Below are 17,631 nucleotides of genomic sequence, written 5' to 3'. Positions count from 1 at the left end.
CCCGCCGCACGCAAGCGGCATCGTTGCGGCGCGCATCACCGCAGCATGAACGACATCGCCGACAGGCTGTTCAGCGTGCGCACCACGTGCTCGACCGACGGCCCGTCGAAGCGCAGCGTCACCGCATCGACGCGCTCGAGCGACGGCAGCACGCAGAACAGGTCGGCAAGCGCGGCCGTCTGCACGCGCAGCGTGCAAGCGGCCGGCGCGGGCCGATGGGCGCCGGCGCGCAAGCCCGCCGACAGCGCGTGCGCGACCGTTTCGCGCGCGGCGGTCGCGATTCGCGCACACGACGCGGCAGGCGTGAGCGTGTCGCCGCTCGATGCGCCGCCGGCCGTCTTGACCGTCTCGAAACGTGCGTCCGGAAACAGCGGCTGCGTTTCCTCGGCGAACACGTCGTCGCCGGTTGCCAGTGCGACGTGCGCGCCATATTCGCGCGCCAGCGCGCCGTACAGCCCGGCTTCGCCGAGCTCGACGCCGTTCAGCCACACCTGCGTGAACGCGAAACCGTTGATCGTGTGCGCGAGCACGCCGCGCGTCTGCGATTTCGCGTGATAGCCGATCATGAATACGAGGTCCGGCCGCTGTTCGAGGCCCGCCATCATCCCGAGCGTGCGCGGCTTGCCGAGCACGACGCGTGAGCGTGCATCGAGCCCGTCCGGCAGAAGGTTGCGAAAGCCGCCATGCGAATCGTTGACCCAGACGGCCTGCGCACCGCCCGCGAACGCGCCTTCGATCGCGGCGTTCGCCTCGGCGGTCATCCAGCGGCGCGCGCGTTCGTATTCCGGATTGCCGGCGCGCGTCTGCTCGGTGGCGAATACGCCGGCGACGCCCTCGATGTCGGTCGAGATCAGGATCTTCATGACTGGGTAAGACGCCCTTCGTTGCGTTCGTTGAACAGATGATCGAGATCGGGCACCGCATCGCGCAGCGATTGCCGCACGTGGCCGTCGCGCCCGGCGACCGTCACGGCCTGCAGCAATGCGTCGGCGATCGCATGCTCGACGCTTTCGGCCGCGGCCATGAACAGCGGATCGAGCGCCGCATCGGCCACGAGGGCCGGCAGCGCGATGGTCGACGCGTCGTGCGCGATCGTGTACGCGGTCGAGAATGCGAGCGCGATGTCGCCGCTGCCATGCCCGTAGACGGAACCCGTGCGGGCCAGCCCCGCGGCCGCGCGGCGTGCAAGCCGCGACAGTTGCCGCGCGTCGAGCGGCGCATCGGTCGCGAGCAACAGGATGATCGAGCCCTGTTCGGGCGGCGCCGCGTGCGCGGCCCCGGCCGCACGCCGTTGCGCGACGATGCGCCCGAGCGGCACGCCGCCGAGCGTCAGCATCGGCAGCCTGCCGAAATTCGCGAGCACGAGCGCGCCGACCGTATAGGACCGGCCGGCCGCGACGGCGACGCGCGACGCCGAACCGATCCCGCCCTTCAGGTCGAAACACGACATCCCGCGCCCGACGCCCACCGCGCCGCGTGCGACGTCGCGCGACGCGGCGCGGCATGCGTCGTCGTAATGCGCGGCCGTGACCGCGAACGCCTGGATATCGTTCAGATAACCGTCATTGCACTCGAACACGAGCGGATTGACGGTCGGCCAGTCGCGGCCGATCTGCGGATTCGCGGCGATCGCCGCGCGGATCTGCGCCTGCGCGACCGCGCCGACGCCGAACGTGTTGGTCAGCGCGATCGGCGTATCGAGCGTACCGAGTTCGTCGACCTGCACGAGCCCGACGCTCTTGCCGAAACCGTTGATCACGGCCGCGCCGGCCGGCACCTTGCTGCGGTACACGTCGCCCGGATGCGGCTTCACGACGGTCACGCCGGTCTGCACGTTGCCGGCATCGAGCGTGCAATGGCCGACCGTCACGCCCGGCACGTCGGCGATCGTGCCGCGCGGCCCGGCCGGCAGCGTCGCGGCCCACATCGGTGCAGCACGCATCAGCGGCGCTCCAGCTTCGGATCGAGCGCGTCGCGCAGCCCGTCGCCGAGCAGGTTGAACGCGAGCACGGTCAGGAAGATCGCGAGGCTGGGGAAGATCGCGACGTGCGGCGCCGTCACCATGTCCGCGCGCGCCTCATTGAGCATCGCGCCCCACTCCGGCGTCGGCGGCTGCGCGCCGAGCCCGAGGAACGACAGGCTCGCGGCCGTGATGATCGACGTGCCGATCCGCATCGTGAAGTAGACGACGACCGACGACACGGTGCCCGGCAGGATGTGCCGCATGATGATCGTCCAGTCCGACGCGCCGATGCTGCGCGCGGCTTCGACGTAGGTCATGTGCTTGAGCATCAGCGTGTTGCCGCGCACGAGCCGCGCGAACGCCGGAATGCTGAAGATCGCGACCGCGCAGATCACGTTGACCATCCCGTTGCCGAGGATCGCGACCACGCCGATCGCGAGCAGGATGCCCGGGAACGCGAACAGCACGTCGGCGATGCGCATCGTGATGCGATCCCACCAGCCTTCGTAGTAACCGGCGAGCAGCCCGAAGACCGTGCCGATCAGCGCGCCGAGCGCGACCGAGAAGAAGCCGGCCGCGAGCGAGATGCGCGTGCCGGTGACGATCCGGCTGAAGATGTCGCGGCCGAGCGAATCGACGCCGAACCAGTGCACGGCCGACGGCCCCGCGTTCAGCGCATCGTAGTCGAAATAGTTCTCCGGATCGAACGGCACGATGTGCGGGCCGACGAATGCCAGCACGACGAGCGCCAGCACGAAGCCGCCCGCGACGAGCGCGACGGTCTGCTTGCGAAACTTGCGCCAGAATTCGCGCCACGGCGTGCGAATCGCGGTCGATGCGGCCGGCGCCGCGGTCTGGACAGTCGCGTTCATGTGCGCCTCACTTGAACCGGATGGTCGGGTTGATGACCGCGTACAGCACGTCGACGGTCAGGTTGATCAGAATGAATTCGAGCGAGAACAGCAGCACGATCGCCTGGATCACCGGGTAGTCGCGCATCGTCACCGAATCGACGAGCAGGCGCCCGAGCCCCGGCCAGTTGAACACGGCCTCGACGACGATCGAGCCGCCGAGCAGGAAGCCGAACTGCAGCCCCATCATCGTGACGACCGGGATCATCGCGTTGCGCAGGCAGTGCTTGAGCACGACCATCGGCTCGTGCACGCCCTTCGCGCGCGCGGTGCGCACGAAATCCTCGTTGAGCACCTCGACGAACGACGCGCGCGTGAAGCGCGCCATCACGGCCGCGACCGCGGCGCCGAGCGTCAGCGACGGCAGCACGTAGCTCTTCCACGTGCCGTCCGGCACGACCGGCAGCCAGCCGAGCTTCACCGAGAAGATCTCCATCAGCAGCATGCCGAGCGCGAACGCGGGAAACGAGATGCCCGACACCGCGATCGTCATGCCGATGCGGTCGGGCCAGCGATTGCGCCACACCGCCGACGCGATCCCGATCGCCATCCCGAACAGCGTCGCCCACGCCATGCTGACGAGCGTCAGCAGCAGCGTCGGCATGAAGCGCTCGCCGATCTCGGTCGATACCGGCCGCTTGCTGCGCGTCGACACACCGAAGTCGCCGTGCGCGATCTTCACGAAGAAGTTCGCGAACTGGGTGGGCATCGGCTTGTCGAGCCCGAGATCGGCGCGCACGAGCGCGACCGTCGCGTCGTCGGCTTCGGCGCCGGCCGCGAGCCGCGCGGGATCGCCCGGCAGCAGGTGCACGAACAGGAACACCAGCACCGCGACGATCGCGAGCGTGGGCAGCAGGCCGAACAGGCGTTTGATGATGAAATTCAGCATAGGGCACCGAACCAGTGCGGCGCGCCGGCATCGCGGAGCCGGCGCGCCGTGACGCGCGCGAACGCGCTTATTTCAGCGAGATTTCGTCGAAGTTGAACGAACCGTCCGGCATCACGTACATGCCCTGCAGGCGCTTGCTGCGCGCGTAGACGATCTTCTCCTGCACGAGGAAGATCCACGGCGCATCGGCCCAGATCTGCTTCTGCGCGGTGGCGTAGTACTCGGCCTTCTTCGCGCGGTCGGTGGTTGCCAGCGCCTTCTCCAGCGCGTCGTCGAAGATGCCGTTCTGGTAGTACGCGGTATTGAACAGCTTCGGCGGCTTCGACGCCGACGCGAGCAGCGGCGTCAGCGCCCAGTTCGCCTCGCCGGTCGACGACGACCAGCCGATGTAGAACATCCGCACCGGTGCGCTCGCCGGGTCCTGCGCGCTCTCGACCTTCGCGACGCGCTCGCCCGATTCGAGCGCCTGCACCTGCACCTTCACGCCGACCTGCGCGAGCTGCTGCTGGACGAACTGGATCACCTTCTGCGACGTCGTGTTGTTGTAGCCGGACCAGAGCGTCGATTCGAAGCCGTTCGGATAGCCGGCCTCCTTCAGCAGCGTGCGCGCCTTCGCCGGGTCGTACGGCCAGGGGCCGGTCTTCGTCGCATACTCGACGCCCGGCGGCACGACGCCGGGCGACGGCGTCGCGAAGCCCGAGAACGCCACCTTCGCGAGCGCATCCTTGTTGATCGCGTAGTTGAGCGCCTGGCGCACCTTCGGATTGTCGAACGGCTTCTGCAGCGTGTTCAGCGAGATGTAGCGCACGACGATCGACGGCCGCTCGACCACGTCGAGCTTAGGATTGCTCCTCAGGTCCGCGACCTGCTCATACGGAATCCGGAACGCGAGGTCCGCCTGGCCGGCCTTCATCAGCGCCGCGCGCGTGTTGTTGTCGATCACGGGCTTCCAGTCGATCATGTCGATCTTCGGATAGCCCTTCTTCCAGTAGCCGGCGTATTTCTTCACTTTCATGTCGTCGGTCTGCTTCCACTCGACGAACTCGAAGGGCCCGGTGCCGACCGGATGCAGGCCGATCTCGCGGCCCCATTTCTTCAGCGCCGTCGGCGAGATCATCACCGCGGACGGATGCGCAAGCGTGTTGACGAACGCCGAGAACGGCTCGCGCAGCGTGAACCGCACCGTATAGGGATCGACGACCTCGGTCTTCTCGATCACGCGGAACAGGTTGTAGCGCTTGAGCTTGTTCGCCGGATCGGTCACGCGGTCGAACACCACCTTCACGGCCTCCGCGTTGAAATCGGTGCCGTCCTGGAACTTCACGCCCTGGCGCAGCTTGACGGTATAGACCTTCGCGTCCGGCGACGCCGTATAACTCGTCGCGAGCACGTTGACGAGCTTCATGTCCTTGTCGAAGCCGAACAATCCCTCGTAGAACGACTTCGCGGCGGCCTGCGACACCGTGTCGTTCGAATCGTACGGATCCATCGTCGTGAACGTCTCGCCGACCGCGATCACCGCGGTTTGCTGCGCGAATGCGGGCAGCGCGGCCGACAGCGCGAACGCGCTGGCGCCCGCGACGATCAGCGCGCGCGGACGGAACATCGGGAACGAATGCGGCTTGTTCATCTTGTTTGGCTCCTGTGGATGATTCGGTAACGCGTGGTGGAAATCGCGGCGTGACTGCACCCGCTCGGGAAAAAGACGCCGTTGCCTTGCTCGTGCGCAGCTGCGGTCCATATGCAGCCTGCCGCGCGTTCAGTACGCGCCGCCGACGCGATGCGTCGCGACGTAATGATCGGGACCGACCGCGACGAGCGGCGCAACCACCGGCTCGTCGCCGACCGCGCGGATCGGGCTCGGAATTTCGTCCGCCGCGAGCTGGCGCGGCGCATGCCGGCGCGCGGGGTCGGCCACGGGCACCGCACTCATCAGCTTCTTCGTGTACGGATGCTGCGGCGCTTCGAACACCGCGCGGCGCGGGCCGATCTCGACGATCTGGCCGAGATACATCACCGCGACGCGATGGCTGACGCGCTCGACGACAGCCATGTCGTGCGAGATGAACAGGTAGGCGACGCCGAGCTCGCGCTGCAGGTCGAGCATCAGGTTGACGATCTGCGCCTGCACCGACACGTCGAGCGCCGACACCGATTCGTCGGCGATCACGACCTTCGGGTTCAGCGCGAGCGCACGCGCGATCGCGATCCGCTGGCGCTGGCCGCCCGAGAACTCGTGCGGATAACGACGCGCGGCCTCGGGCGGCAGGCCGACCTTGTCGAGCAGCCAGTCGACGCGCGCCTGCGCTTCGCGGCCGCTCGCGACGCCGTGCACGAGCAGCGGCTCCATGATCGAGAAACCGACCGTGAGGCGCGGATTCAGCGACGCGAACGGATCCTGGAAGATGAACTGGATGTTCCGGCGCAGCGCCTGCAGGTCCGGGCCCTTCAGCGCGCTGATGTCGCGGCCGTCGAATTCGATCGAGCCGCTCTGCGATTCGACGAGGCGCAGCAGCGAGCGGCCGGTGGTCGACTTGCCGCAGCCCGACTCGCCGACCAGCGCGAGCGTCTCGCCCGCGCGCAGCTCGAAGCTCACGCGCTCGACCGCATGCACGTACTGCGACACGCGGCCGAACACGCCGCTCTTCACCGGAAAGCGCGTGACGAGATCGCGTACGCGCAGGATCGGCGTCGAAGCCGGGTCGACGGGCGGCTGCACATCGTCGTTCGCCGCAGGCGCGGCGCTTGTGCCGTCCACCTTCAGCAGCGGGAATTTCTCGGGTATGTCGGTGCCCTGCATCGAGCCGAGCCGCGGCACGGCCGCGAGCAGCGCACGCGTGTAGCGATGCGCGGGCGTCGCGAAGATACGCTCCGATTCGCCCTCCTCGACCTTCTCGCCGCGATACATCACGAGCACGCGGTCGGCCACTTCGGCCACCACGCCCATGTCGTGCGTGATGAAGATCACGCCCATGTTCATCTCGTCCTGCAGCCCGCGAATCAGTTGCAGGATCTGCGCCTGGATCGTCACGTCGAGCGCGGTCGTCGGCTCGTCGGCGATCAGCAGCGCCGGCCGGCACGACAGCGCCATCGCGATCATCACGCGCTGCCGCATCCCGCCCGACAACTGGTGCGGATAACGCACGAACACCCGGCGCGCTTCCGGGATGCGCACGAGATCGAGCAGCCGCAGCGCTTCCGCGCGCGCTTCGGCCGCGCTTTTCGACTGGTGCAGCGCGATCGCCTCGCTGATCTGGTCGCCGACCGTAAACACCGGGTTCAGCGACGTCATCGGCTCCTGGAAGATCATCGCGATGTCCGAGCCGCGGATGCCGCGCATCGTCGCGGCGCTCGCCTGCGCCAGATCGACCAGCGCGCCGCCGCGGCGCCGGAACGCGATGCGCCCGCTCGTGATCTCGCCGCCGCCGTGCTCGACAAGCCGCATCAGCGCGAGCGACGTGACCGACTTGCCGGAACCCGATTCGCCGACGATCGCGAGCGTCTCGCCGCGATCGACGTGAAACGACACGTTGCGCACCGCGTCGAACGTCGCGCTTTCGCGGCGGAACGTGACCGACAGGTCGTCCACGGCAACCACGCGCTGCTCGGGCAGCACCAGGCCGGACGGGTTACGGCTCGAAGTCATGCGTCTCTCCTCGTGCGATCCGGAATCAGGCTGCGTCGTCGCGGTAGATGCCGACGACAGGCGCTTCGCCGACGCGCGCGTAGCCGCGATACATCCCTTCGGTGTTGAACGGCATCGCGACGTTGCCGTGCGCGTCGACCGCGATGATCCCGCCGCGGCCCGCCAGGCGCGGCAGCTTGTTCATCACGACGTCGTGCGCGGCGTCGGCCAGCGACGCGCCGCGATACGCGATCTGCGCGGCAACGTCGTGCGCGGTCGCGAGCCGGATGAACGTCTCGCCGGTGCCCGTCGACGACACCGCGCAGGTTGCATCGTCCGCATAGCAGCCCGCGCCGATGATCGGAGAATCGCCGACACGCCCCGGCTGCTTGTTCGTGATGCCGCCCGTCGACGTCGCCGCCGCGATGTGGCCGTGCAGGTCGCACGCGACCGCGCCGACCGTGCCGTGCTTGCGGTCCGGATCGAGCGGTTCGGCCGGCTGCGGCTGCGGCTGCGATTGCGATTTGCCGAACGCGAACGTCGCCGCGTCGTGATCGAGCATCATGCCGGCCGCCGCGCGCGCCTTGAGCCACTGCGCGTGCCGCGCTTCGGTGTCGAAATAGCCGGGTTCCGCGAGTTCGAGCCCCTGCGCGGCCGCGAACGCATCGGCGCCCGCGCCGGCGAACAGCACATGCTCGCTCGCCTCCATCACGCGCCGCGCGGCCAGCACGGGATTGCGCACGCGCGTCGCGCAGCAGATCGCACCGGCGCCGAGCGTCGCGCCGTCCATGACCGCCGCGTCGAGCTCGTGCTTGCCTTCGGCCGTATATACGGCGCCGCGCCCGGCGTTGAACAGCGGGCAGTCCTCGAGCATCCGCACCGCGACGGTGACGGCGTCGAGCGCGCTGCCGCCGTCGGCCAGCACCTGCTGCGCGGCCTGCAGGATCGCGGTCAGTTCGGCACGGTACCGGCGTTCGGTTTCGGTATCCATCGCATCGCGCAGGATCGTGCCTGCGCCACCGTGAATCGCGACGATCGCGGGAGAAGTCATGATTTTTTCGGACGGGGGGAAGAAGGGTTGGCGGCCGACAGCGCCGCTTGCGGCTGCACGAGCCACGGCAGCAGGAATTCGGTCATCTCGGCCGCGGACTTCGCGGACCGGTGCGTGCGCAGCGCGACCGCGTCGATCAGCGCCTCGATCATCGTGAGCACGGCCGCTTCCGACGTGGCCGCGAAGCGCCGTTCGGCCTTGACGTACAGGTTCAGCGACGCGATCGGCGCGAGCGGCGATTCCGGGCCGTCGGAGATGCCCAGCACGCGCGCGCCGCGCGCCGCCGCGCGGCGGGCCAGCTCGATCGTGTCCTTCACGTAGCGCGGAAACGCGAGCGCGATCACGAGATCGCGCGAGTCGACCGTATACAGTCGCCGCGCCGCGTGCGACGGGCCGCCGAGCAGCGCGAGCGACTGCACGCTGTCGTGACACACGGACAGCCCGTGCTCCATCAGCCCGGTGAGAAACGCGCTCGACCCCGCGCCGAGGATCAGCACGCGCCGCGCGCCGACGATCGCCTCGACCGCAGCCTCGACATCGGCCGCGTCCAGTTGCGCACGCGTGTTCTCGATGTTCGCGACGGCCTGGTCGAACACCGCGTCGATCCATGCCGCGCCGCGCACGCCGGATTCCTGCTCCTGCGCCGAGCGCAACCGCTCGACCGGCCCGAGCGTCGCTTCGAAGCCGCGCACGAGGGCCGCGCGCATCGCCGGATAGCCGTCGAAGCCGAGCGCCTTCGCGAAGCGGTTCGCGGTCGCGATCGACGCATTCACGGCCTGTGCGAGTTCGTCGATCCGCATCGTCGCCGCGCGAAACGGATTCGCGAGCACGAATTCGCCCATGCGCCGGTGGATCGGTGTCATCAACGGCATCGCCGACGCGATCCGCTCGGCGATCGCGGGTTCGTCGTGACTGGCGTCGTGCGAAACGAGAGGCGTCATGCGAATGGTTGTTGCAAGGAAGGTGAAAATCAATTTACACAATCCGCAGCCGAGAAAAAAATAAATTTTCATCAGGGTTGTCACGCCCTGTCCTGCGCCCGCCGATCGCCAGACCATCGCACAGCCCCGCCGCACGGGCTTTGGCACGCAATCGCCATGCTCTCCCTCTCACGCCGCCCCCTTCTCATCGGGAAAACCCCGAGCAAGTTCATTCGAATGCAAATTCACGTTGACCGGATTCGCATTCGAACATAGGATGTTCGAAAATGATCAGTCGTCAGATAACATCCGTATCCAGCGGCGACAAAATGTTCGCTCGAACAGCGTCATTTCGATGAAAACCGGCAAAATCGGCGCCTATCAAGATCAGACATCGTACAAATAAGCTGAAAAAGCCTTCCCGACCGGACGGCTTGCATGGATCAGGCAGGTGCCGCATGCCCGCCCTGCCCAACAGGAGACAGCAGTGAAAACAGTCAAGGCGTTGCGCTGGTGGATCATCGTGCTCGTGTGTCTCGGCACGATCCTCAACTACCTCGCACGGAACTCCCTCGCGGTGCTCGCCCCAGAGCTGAAGCAGGTATTCGCGATCTCGACGCAACAGTATTCGTACATCGTCGGCGCGTTCCAGATCGGCTACACGATCATGCAGCCCGTGTGCGGGTTCATCGTCGACCTGATCGGGCTGCGGCTCGGGTTCGCGCTGTTCGCGATGCTGTGGTCGGTGGTCGGCGTCGCGCACGGCTTCGCGTCGGGCTGGCTGTCGCTCGGCATCCTGCGCGGCTTTCTCGGGCTGTTCGAGGCCGCCGCGATTCCGTCGGGGATGAAGGCCGTCGCCGAATGGTTTCCCAATCGCGAGAAATCCGTCGCGGTCGGCTACTTCAACGCGGGCACGTCGCTCGGCGCCGCGATCGCGCCGCCGCTCGTCGTGTTCATCTCGATGCGGTTCGGCTGGCAATCGGCGTTCATGGTCACCGGCGCGCTCGGCTTCGTGTGGGCCGCGCTCTGGTACACGCAGTACCGGTCGCCCGCCGATCATCCGCGCATCACGCCGCAGGAGCGCGCGCTGATCCGCGACGGCCAGGCCACGATGCCGCCGGTGTCGAAGCGCCGCATCCGCGACGTCGTCACCGCGCGGCGCTTCTGGGCCATCGCGCTGCCGCGCTTCTTCGCCGAACCCGCGTGGCAGACCTTCAGCTTCTGGATTCCGCTGTACCTCGCGACCGAGCGCCACATGCCGCTCACGCAGATCGCGATCTTCGCGTGGATGCCGTTTCTCGCGGCCGACGCCGGCGGCATCGCGGGCGGCTACCTGTCGCCCTATCTCGCCAACCGATTCAAACTGCCGCTCGTGTGGTCGCGCGTCGCCGGCGTCGCGCTCGGCGCGGTGCTGATGCTCGGGCCCGCGATGATCGGTCTTGTATCGTCGCCGTACACGGCCATCGCGCTGTTCTGCGTCGGCGGCTTCGCGCACCAGATGATCTCCGCGCTCGTCAACACGCTGTCGGCCGACGTGTTCGATTCCGAGGAAGTCGGCACCGCGAGCGGCTTCGCCGGGATGGCCGCGTGGATCGGCGGGCTCGGCTTCTCGCTGCTGGTCGGCGCGCTCGCCGACAAGATCGGCTATGCGCCGCTGTTCGCGTGCCTCGGCCTGTTCGACCTCATCGGCGTCACGCTGCTCGCGGTGCTGATCCGCGGGCAGTCGAAGCAGGAACGCCTGCTCGCACGGCACGCCTGACATTCGCTCTCACCAGGAATCGCATTCATGACTTCGCTTCTTCATCCGCCCGTGTTCCGCATCGCCGGCCGGCACGCGAACCGCCTGCTGCTCGCGTCCGACGCGGGCGCGACCCTCGAGATCTTTGTGCTCGAGGACGACATCGTGCGGGTGCGCGTGCTGCCGGACGCGACGGCACGCAATCCGCGCACGTGGTCGATCGCGCCGGGCCTCGACGACGTGCCGCTCGACGGACGCGACCGTCTCGACCTGGACGGCTTCGCGCTGCCTGCCTGGAGCCTCGCCGAAGACGACGACGGCCTGCGCATCGAAACCGCGCAGATCCGGCTCGCGGTGCGCTGGCAAGGCGGCCATTGCACGTGGTCGATGCGCGGCGCGGACGGCGCGTGGCGCGTCGCGCTCGCCGACCGCGCGACGCAGGCGTACAACTTCGGCTGGTGGGACGACCGCGCGTATCACTACGTCGCCCGCGAGCGCGGCGACAAGGTGTTCGGCCTCGGCGAACGCGCGGGCGACCTCGACCGCACGGGCGCGCGCTTCGAGATGCGCAACATCGACGCGATGGGCTACAGCGCGAAGCACACCGACCCGCTGTACAAGCACATCCCGTTCTACATCACGTGGTCGCCCGCTGCGTGCCAGGGGTTCGGCCTCTTCTACGACACGCTGTCGGATTGCTCGTTCGACATGGGCCGCGAGCTCGACAACTATCACGGCCCGTACCGCTATTTCGTCGCCGAGCACGGCGACCTCGACTACTACTTCATCGCATCGCCCGATACGCCGCTCGCAGCCGCGCGGCGCTTCACGTGGCTCACCGGGCGCCCCGCGCGCACGCCGAAATGGGGCCTCGGCTATTCGGGCTCGACGATGAGCTACACCGATGCGCCGGACGCACAGCAGCAGATGAACCAGTTCGTCGAGCAGTGCGACGCGCACGACATCCTGTGCGATTCGTTCCACCTGTCGTCGGGCTATACGTCGATCGGCGCGAAGCGCTACGTGTTCAACTGGAACCGCGACAAGTTTCCCGACGCGAAGGGTTTCGTGAAGCACTACCGCGACCACGGCATCCGCCTGTGCGCGAACATCAAGCCGTGCCTGCTGCGCGACCATCCGGCGTTCGACGATGCCGCAAAACGCGGGCTGCTGATCCGCTCGGCGTCCGGCGAGCCTGCGTGGGTGCAGTTCTGGGACGAGGTCGGCGCGTATCTCGACTTCACGCAGCCGGACGCGTACCGCTGGTGGCGCGAGCAGGTCACGTCGGCGCTGCTCGAATACGGGATCGAGTCGACCTGGAACGACAACAACGAATACGAGATCTGGTCGCCCGACGCGATCGCGCACGGCTTCGGCCAGCCGTTCCCCGCGCGCGAGGCGAAGGTGCTGCAGACGATGCTGATGATGCGCGCGTCGCGCGACGCGCAGCGCGCGCATGCGCCGGCGCAGCGGCCGTTCCTCGTGTCGCGCTCCGGCGGCGCCGGCATGCAGCGCTATGTGCAGACCTGGTCCGGCGACAACACCACGTCGTGGGAAACGCTGCGCTACAACCTGAAGATGGGCCTCGGGCTCGCGCTGTCGGGCGTGTCGAACATCGGTCACGATATCGGCGGCTTCTCCGGGCCGGCGCCGTCGCCCGAACTCCTGCTGCGCTGGGTGCAGTTCGGCATCTTCATGCCGCGCTTCAGCATCCATTCGTGGAACGACGACGGCACCGTCAACGAACCGTGGATGTATCCGGAGATCGCCGCGCAGGTCGCGTCGCTGATCAAGCAGCGCTACCGGCTGCTGCCGTACCTCTATCACCTGCTGTGGCTGTCGACGACGCACTACGAGCCCGTGCTGCGGCCGACCTTCGCCGATTTCCCCGGCGATGCGCGCTGCTACGACGAGTGCGACGACATGATGCTCGGCGATGGGCTGCTGGTCGCGCCGGTCGTCGATCCCGGCCGCACGGAACGCTCGGTCTACCTGCCGTCGGGTGCGCGCTGGATGTGCTGCGCGAGCGCGCAGTCGTTCGACGGCGGCGCGAACGTGACGCTGCCCGCGCCGCTCGATACGCCGGTGATGCTGCTGCGTGAAGGCCGCGTGCTGCCGCTGAACGTCGCGGACCAGCATTTCGGCGCGCGCGCCGACACGCGCGGCTTCCTCGTCGCGCCGCGCATCGAGGACGGCGTCGCGTACGGCGAATGCGTCGAGGACGACGGCGAGACGGAAGCGTGGCGCGACGGCGAATACGGACTGTGGCGAATCGAGACCGGCCGCGAGGCGTCGGGCTCGCTCGGCGTATCGGTCCGCTGGGACGGCCGCCCGGCCCGCCCGGCCGACCGCGTCGAGATCCTGCTGCCTGCATCGCTGCAAGGCCCGCTCGCCGTCCGCGGCGCGCGCGTCGAGCAGGACGCGCAGGACGGCGCATGGCGCCGCATCGTCGTCGCGTTCGATCACTGACCGCGCACGCCGCACCGATCGGGCGGGCCGTTCGCGCGGCCCGCCCCCCGCCACAGAGGAGGTCTCCGAACCTCCCGCCCCCTTTGAAGAAAGAGTCTGGAGATCAACGATGAAAGCACCCGTCAATCGATATGCAATCCTGATTTTATCGGCCGCATCGCTCGGCACGACCGCCGTCCGCGCGCAGAGCAGCGTGACGCTGTACGGCGTCGTCGACGACTCGATTGCGTACGTGAACAACCAGCAGGGCCACTCGAACATCTACATGCGCGACGGCAACCTTTATGCGTCGAAGTTCGGGCTGCGCGGCGACGAGGATCTCGGCGGCGGCACGCACGCGATCTTCGACCTGCAGTCCGGCTTCAACCTGAACAACGGCGCGCAGGCCGCCGCCGGCACGATATTCAATCGCCAGGCGTTCGTCGGCCTGCGCAACGCTCGCTACGGCACGCTGACGGCCGGCCGCCAGTACACGCCCTACTTCCTGTTCGTCGGCCCGTACGCGTCGAGCAGTTGGCTGACCGGCGCGACGGGTGCGCATCCGGGTGACATCGACGGCCTCGATACGACGATCCGCGTGAACAATTCGGTTACCTATACGTCGCCGACCTTCGCCGGGCTGAGCGCGAGCGCGATGTACGCATTCGGCGGCATTGCCGGTGCGACCGGCAAGGGCAACACGTTCAGTGCCGCGCTGCGCTATGCGAACGGGCCGATCGGGATCGCGGCCGGCTACCTGCGCATCAACAGCTCGGGCTCGTCGGCGGGCTTCCTGAACCCGGCCACCGCGTCGTCGGGCAGCTTCGCGGTGTCCGTGCTGAACCAGGGCTACCTGACCGCGAAGGCCGTCGAGCAGGTCGCGGCGGCAGGCAACTACACGCTCGGCGACCTGACGATGGGCATCAACTATTCGAACGTGAAGTACCTGCCCGGCAACGGTTCCGCGTTCACCGACACGGCCGTGTTCAACACCTACGGCGCGCTTGCCGCGTACCGCTTCACGCCGGCGTTCTCGGTGGCCGGAGCGTTCGCGTACACGTTGGCATCGAAGGCGAACGGCGTCGCGAGCGCGGCCCGCTACCAGCAGTATTCGCTGAAGGAGTCGTACAGCCTGTCGAAGCGCACGACACTCTATGCGCTGCAGGCGTACACGCATTCGAGCGGGCAGACGCTCGGCGCGCAAAGTGCCGGCCACGTCATCGATGCGGCGCCGATCGTCGGCGATTCGCAGCAGCTCACGCCGTCGACGACGCACGGCCAGTTCGTCGGCATGGCCGGGATCGCCGTCACGTTCTGAACCCGCACCGCAGCGCCTTCAGCGCGCTGCCCGCACCCCGGACGATGCACATTGCACGCGCCGTCCGGGCGCCCGAGGCCCGGCGCCCACCGGCTTTCCACGTCCCGTTCGACCGGCGCGCAAATCGCGCGGATGTTCTCGATCGCCGCAATACCTTACAATTCGTCAGTCTTTTCCCTTCTGCATACCCCTTCTTGCAGTCCTGACACCACGGTACACTCGACGCACGCCGTAACAGGGTCCGCCGCGCAACGTGCGCGCCGGACGGCGTCGCGCCTCGTTGCGCCCACAACTGGATGCCCGACATGCCAGATTCCCGTCCCTCCCCGCGCACGACATTCAAGCCGCAGGTCGTCCTGCCCGCGCTCGCGGTCATCGGTGCACTGCTGGCCGTCTGTGCGCTGCTCCCGAGCGAAGCCGGCACGCTGTTCTCCGCCGGCCAGCAATGGGTCGTCATGCGCTTCGACTGGTTCTACGTCCTGGCCGTCACCACGTTCCTCGTGTTTCTCGTGCTGATCGCCGCGAGCGATTTCGGCAACATCCGGCTCGGCCCCGACGACGCCGAACCCGAGTTCAGCTTCGTGTCGTGGACGGCCATGCTGTTCGCGGCCGGCATGGGCATCGGCCTCATGTATTTCGGCGTCGGCGAGCCGATGCAGCACTTCCTGAAACCGCCGACCGTCGACCCCGGCACGCCCGCCGCCGCGCGCGAGGCGATGCTGATGACCTTCTTCCACTGGGGCTTCCATGCGTGGGCGATCTACGGGCTGATGGGGCTCGTGCTCGCATATTTCGGGTTCCGCTACAACTTGCCGCTGACGCTGCGCTCGGGCCTGTATCCGGTGCTGCGCGAACGCGTGAACGGCTGGATCGGCCATACCGTGGATGCATTCGCGCTGGTCGGCACGGTCGCCGGCATCGCGACCACGCTCGGCTATGGCGTGATGCAGATGAGCGCGGGCCTGCATACGGTCGTCGGCTGGGACACCGGCAGCAATCTGTTTCGCATCGGGCTCGTCGCGATCGTGGTGCTGCTCGCGGGCCTGTCGGCCGCCAGCGGCCTCGACAAGGGCGTGCGCCGGCTGTCCGAGCTGAACCTGCTGCTCGCGTTCCTGCTGCTCGCGTTCGTGGTCGTCGCGGGCCCGACGGCATTCCTGTTCCGCGCGCTCGGCGACAACATCGGCCAGTACCTGTCGAATCTCGTCGACCTGTCGTTTCGCACCTATGCGTATGCGTCGCCGCGCGAGGAAGGCTGGTTCGGCGGCTGGACGATCCTCTACTGGGCGTGGTGGATCTCGTGGTCGCCGTTCGTCGGCATGTTCATCGCGCGCATCTCGCGCGGCCGCACGATCCGCCAGTTCGTGATCGGCGTGCTGCTCGTGCCGACCGCGTTCAATCTCGTGTGGATGACCGTGTTCGGCAACAGCGCGATCTGGCTCGACACGCACGGCGCGGCCGGCGCACTCGCGCAAACGGCCACCAACGTCGATGCGCTGCTGTTCCGCTTCTTCGATTTCCTGCCGCTGTCGCAACTGCTGTCGATCGCCGCGATCGTGCTGATCGCGGTGTTCTTCGTCACGTCCGCCGATTCGGGCGCGTTCGTGATCGACCAGATCGCGACGCGCGGCAACGCGCATTCGCCCGTCTGGCAACGGCTGTTCTGGGCCGCGCTGCTCGGCGTGACGGCCGCGGTGCTGCTGGTCGCCGGCGGGCTCGGCGCATTGCAGGCGATGACGCTGATCGCCGCGCTGCCTGTCGCCATCATCATGCTCGCGCTCTGCTACGGGCTGTGGCGCGGGCTCGCGGCCGACCGCGCGCACTATTCGCAGGAGATCGCGCCTGCGGCGAGCTACTGGACCGGCCAGCACTGGCGCCACCGGCTGACGCACATCCTGCGGCAGACGACCGAGGCCGAGGCGCGCCAGTTCGTCGCCGAGATGGTCGAGCCCGCGCTGCGCAAGGTCGCCGACGAACTGCGCGCGAGCGGCGTCGATGCGCACGTGCAGCGCGACAGCGACGACGCCGTGCGGCTCACCGTGCCGACCGCCGAGCACCGCGATTTCGTGTACGGCGTTCGCGTGACGGTGAAATCCGCGGCCGCGTACCTGGTGCGCGAGGCGGCCGAGCCGGAAGCGGCCCGTGCGCACGTGTACGGGATCGTCACGTTCTTCGAGGACGGGCGGCTCGGCTACGACGTCGAATACCTGCGCGGCGACGAAGTGATCGCCGACGTGCTGCGCCAGTACGAACGCTACGTGTCGCTCGCGGCCGACAAGCGTACGCATCTGCTGAGCCGCGCGCCGGGACACGCGACGGAGGCCGAATGAGCACGTACGCCGCAGCCCTCGCTGCGCCCCGCCGGCCGGGCGCGTTCGGCGGAGCCGCACGATGAGCGGGCTCCTGCAAAGCCGCGCCGCCGACCTCGTCGCGCTCGGCACGCTCGCCGTGCTTTATCTCGGCGGAGCCGGCATCGCGCTGTGGCGGATCCGGGCCGCGGCGCCGCGCGGCAAGGCCTACTGGATCGTCTGCATGGCGCTGCTGGCCGGCGGCGCCATCGCGATGGGCGGCAACCTGTCGCCCGTGCCGAACAGCGGTGAAATGCCGCCCGGCTTCGCGCTCGGCGTCGAAGCCGTCCTGCTCGGCCTCGCGCTGGTTGCCGGAGGTTGCGCGTGGCTGATGCTGCGCGCGCGGAAACGCTGACGCGTGCATGTCGCGCGGCGCGGCTTCGTCAGTCAGGCGCGAACGGCAACACGCGGGGCCAACAGGCG

Annotated in this window: 13 protein-coding genes; 5 read left to right on the top strand and 8 right to left on the bottom strand. The window is 68.1% G+C overall.

What is annotated here, in order from left to right; genetic code table 11:
- Nucleotides 1–35: 35 nt before the first annotated feature.
- The 8 genes from ACNQQL_RS01740 to ACNQQL_RS01705 form a co-directional block, all read right to left on the bottom strand.
- Nucleotides 36–863 (bottom strand): M55 family metallopeptidase, encoded by an 828-nt coding sequence (locus tag ACNQQL_RS01740; RefSeq protein ID WP_072436598.1) that lies wholly within the window; start codon nucleotides 861–863, stop codon nucleotides 36–38.
- Nucleotides 860–1,942 carry a P1 family peptidase gene (locus ACNQQL_RS01735; RefSeq protein ID WP_347062985.1) on the bottom strand — a complete coding sequence of 361 codons (1,083 nt, stop codon included), beginning with the start codon at nucleotides 1,940–1,942 and terminating at the stop codon, nucleotides 860–862. Before ACNQQL_RS01735 ends, ACNQQL_RS01740 begins: the two co-directional genes overlap by 4 nt.
- Nucleotides 1,942–2,835 carry a glutathione ABC transporter permease GsiD gene (gene gsiD, locus ACNQQL_RS01730; RefSeq protein ID WP_347062984.1) on the bottom strand — a complete coding sequence of 298 codons (894 nt, stop codon included), beginning with the start codon at nucleotides 2,833–2,835 and terminating at the stop codon, nucleotides 1,942–1,944. The genes ACNQQL_RS01735 and gsiD overlap by 1 nt, the downstream gene beginning before the upstream one ends.
- A gap of 7 nt (nucleotides 2,836–2,842) precedes the next feature.
- Entirely contained in the window at nucleotides 2,843–3,763 is a 921-nt protein-coding gene (gsiC, locus tag ACNQQL_RS01725) for a glutathione ABC transporter permease GsiC (protein ID WP_072436595.1), read from the bottom strand.
- Nucleotides 3,764–3,830: 67 nt separating this feature from the next.
- Nucleotides 3,831–5,393, bottom strand: coding sequence for a glutathione ABC transporter substrate-binding protein GsiB (gene gsiB, locus ACNQQL_RS01720; protein WP_072436594.1), 1,563 nt, complete (start codon nucleotides 5,391–5,393; stop codon nucleotides 3,831–3,833).
- 129 nt (nucleotides 5,394–5,522) lie between these two features.
- Complete coding sequence (locus ACNQQL_RS01715) at nucleotides 5,523–7,409, bottom strand: dipeptide ABC transporter ATP-binding protein (protein WP_347062983.1); 1,887 nt, start codon at nucleotides 7,407–7,409, stop codon at nucleotides 5,523–5,525.
- A 25-nt stretch (nucleotides 7,410–7,434) separates the two neighbouring features.
- Nucleotides 7,435–8,439 carry an isoaspartyl peptidase/L-asparaginase family protein gene (locus tag ACNQQL_RS01710; RefSeq protein WP_217586785.1) on the bottom strand — a complete coding sequence of 335 codons (1,005 nt, stop codon included), beginning with the start codon at nucleotides 8,437–8,439 and terminating at the stop codon, nucleotides 7,435–7,437.
- Nucleotides 8,436–9,380 carry a MurR/RpiR family transcriptional regulator gene (locus ACNQQL_RS01705; RefSeq protein WP_347062982.1) on the bottom strand — a complete coding sequence of 315 codons (945 nt, stop codon included), beginning with the start codon at nucleotides 9,378–9,380 and terminating at the stop codon, nucleotides 8,436–8,438. Before ACNQQL_RS01705 ends, ACNQQL_RS01710 begins: the two co-directional genes overlap by 4 nt.
- Before the next feature lie 466 nt (nucleotides 9,381–9,846).
- On the opposite strand from ACNQQL_RS01705, the gene ACNQQL_RS01700 reads away from it, so the two are divergent.
- The 5 genes from ACNQQL_RS01700 (at nucleotide 9,847) to ACNQQL_RS01680 (ending at nucleotide 17,563) form a co-directional block, all read left to right on the top strand.
- Nucleotides 9,847–11,118: an MFS transporter gene (locus ACNQQL_RS01700; protein WP_347062981.1), complete on the top strand. Its 1,272-nt coding sequence runs from the start codon at nucleotides 9,847–9,849 to the stop codon at nucleotides 11,116–11,118.
- Between the two features lie 27 nt (nucleotides 11,119–11,145).
- Nucleotides 11,146–13,566: a glycoside hydrolase family 31 protein gene (locus ACNQQL_RS01695; RefSeq protein WP_347062980.1), complete on the top strand. Its 2,421-nt coding sequence runs from the start codon at nucleotides 11,146–11,148 to the stop codon at nucleotides 13,564–13,566.
- A gap of 109 nt (nucleotides 13,567–13,675) precedes the next feature.
- Nucleotides 13,676–14,863, top strand: a complete 1,188-nt coding sequence (locus ACNQQL_RS01690) for a porin (protein WP_347062979.1) — start codon at nucleotides 13,676–13,678, stop codon at nucleotides 14,861–14,863.
- A gap of 305 nt (nucleotides 14,864–15,168) precedes the next feature.
- On the top strand, nucleotides 15,169–17,190 hold the full coding sequence (locus ACNQQL_RS01685) for a BCCT family transporter (protein WP_347062978.1): 2,022 nt from the start codon (nucleotides 15,169–15,171) through the stop codon (nucleotides 17,188–17,190).
- A 61-nt stretch (nucleotides 17,191–17,251) separates the two neighbouring features.
- Complete coding sequence (locus ACNQQL_RS01680; RefSeq protein ID WP_175958916.1) at nucleotides 17,252–17,563, top strand: hypothetical protein; 312 nt, start codon at nucleotides 17,252–17,254, stop codon at nucleotides 17,561–17,563.
- Nucleotides 17,564–17,631 lie beyond the last annotated feature (68 nt).

The sequence above is a fragment of the Burkholderia sp. LFS061 genome (assembly GCF_047978125.1).
GTDB lineage: Bacteria > Pseudomonadota > Gammaproteobacteria > Burkholderiales > Burkholderiaceae > Burkholderia > Burkholderia pyrrocinia_C.
The sequence above is the reverse complement of the archived record's forward strand: the minus strand, read 5'-3'. Positions and strand labels throughout refer to the sequence as shown.

What these genes read in the sequence shown, in the direction of transcription:
- ACNQQL_RS01740 (WP_072436598.1), bottom strand. Translation starts at nt 863, where the DNA reads ATGAAGATCCTGATCTCGACCGACATCGAGGGCGTCGCCGGCGTATTC.
- ACNQQL_RS01735 (WP_347062985.1), bottom strand. Translation starts at nt 1,942, where the DNA reads ATGCGTGCTGCACCGATGTGGGCCGCGACGCTGCCGGCCGGGCCGCGC.
- gsiD (WP_347062984.1), bottom strand. Translation starts at nt 2,835, where the DNA reads ATGAACGCGACTGTCCAGACCGCGGCGCCGGCCGCATCGACCGCGATT.
- gsiC (WP_072436595.1), bottom strand. Translation starts at nt 3,763, where the DNA reads ATGCTGAATTTCATCATCAAACGCCTGTTCGGCCTGCTGCCCACGCTC.
- gsiB (WP_072436594.1), bottom strand. Translation starts at nt 5,393, where the DNA reads ATGAACAAGCCGCATTCGTTCCCGATGTTCCGTCCGCGCGCGCTGATC.
- ACNQQL_RS01715 (WP_347062983.1), bottom strand. Translation starts at nt 7,409, where the DNA reads ATGACTTCGAGCCGTAACCCGTCCGGCCTGGTGCTGCCCGAGCAGCGC.
- ACNQQL_RS01710 (WP_217586785.1), bottom strand. Translation starts at nt 8,439, where the DNA reads ATGACTTCTCCCGCGATCGTCGCGATTCACGGTGGCGCAGGCACGATC.
- ACNQQL_RS01705 (WP_347062982.1), bottom strand. Translation starts at nt 9,380, where the DNA reads ATGACGCCTCTCGTTTCGCACGACGCCAGTCACGACGAACCCGCGATC.
- ACNQQL_RS01695 (WP_347062980.1), top strand. Translation starts at nt 11,146, where the DNA reads ATGACTTCGCTTCTTCATCCGCCCGTGTTCCGCATCGCCGGCCGGCAC.
- ACNQQL_RS01690 (WP_347062979.1), top strand. Translation starts at nt 13,676, where the DNA reads ATGAAAGCACCCGTCAATCGATATGCAATCCTGATTTTATCGGCCGCA.
- ACNQQL_RS01685 (WP_347062978.1), top strand. Translation starts at nt 15,169, where the DNA reads ATGCCAGATTCCCGTCCCTCCCCGCGCACGACATTCAAGCCGCAGGTC.
- ACNQQL_RS01680 (WP_175958916.1), top strand. Translation starts at nt 17,252, where the DNA reads ATGAGCGGGCTCCTGCAAAGCCGCGCCGCCGACCTCGTCGCGCTCGGC.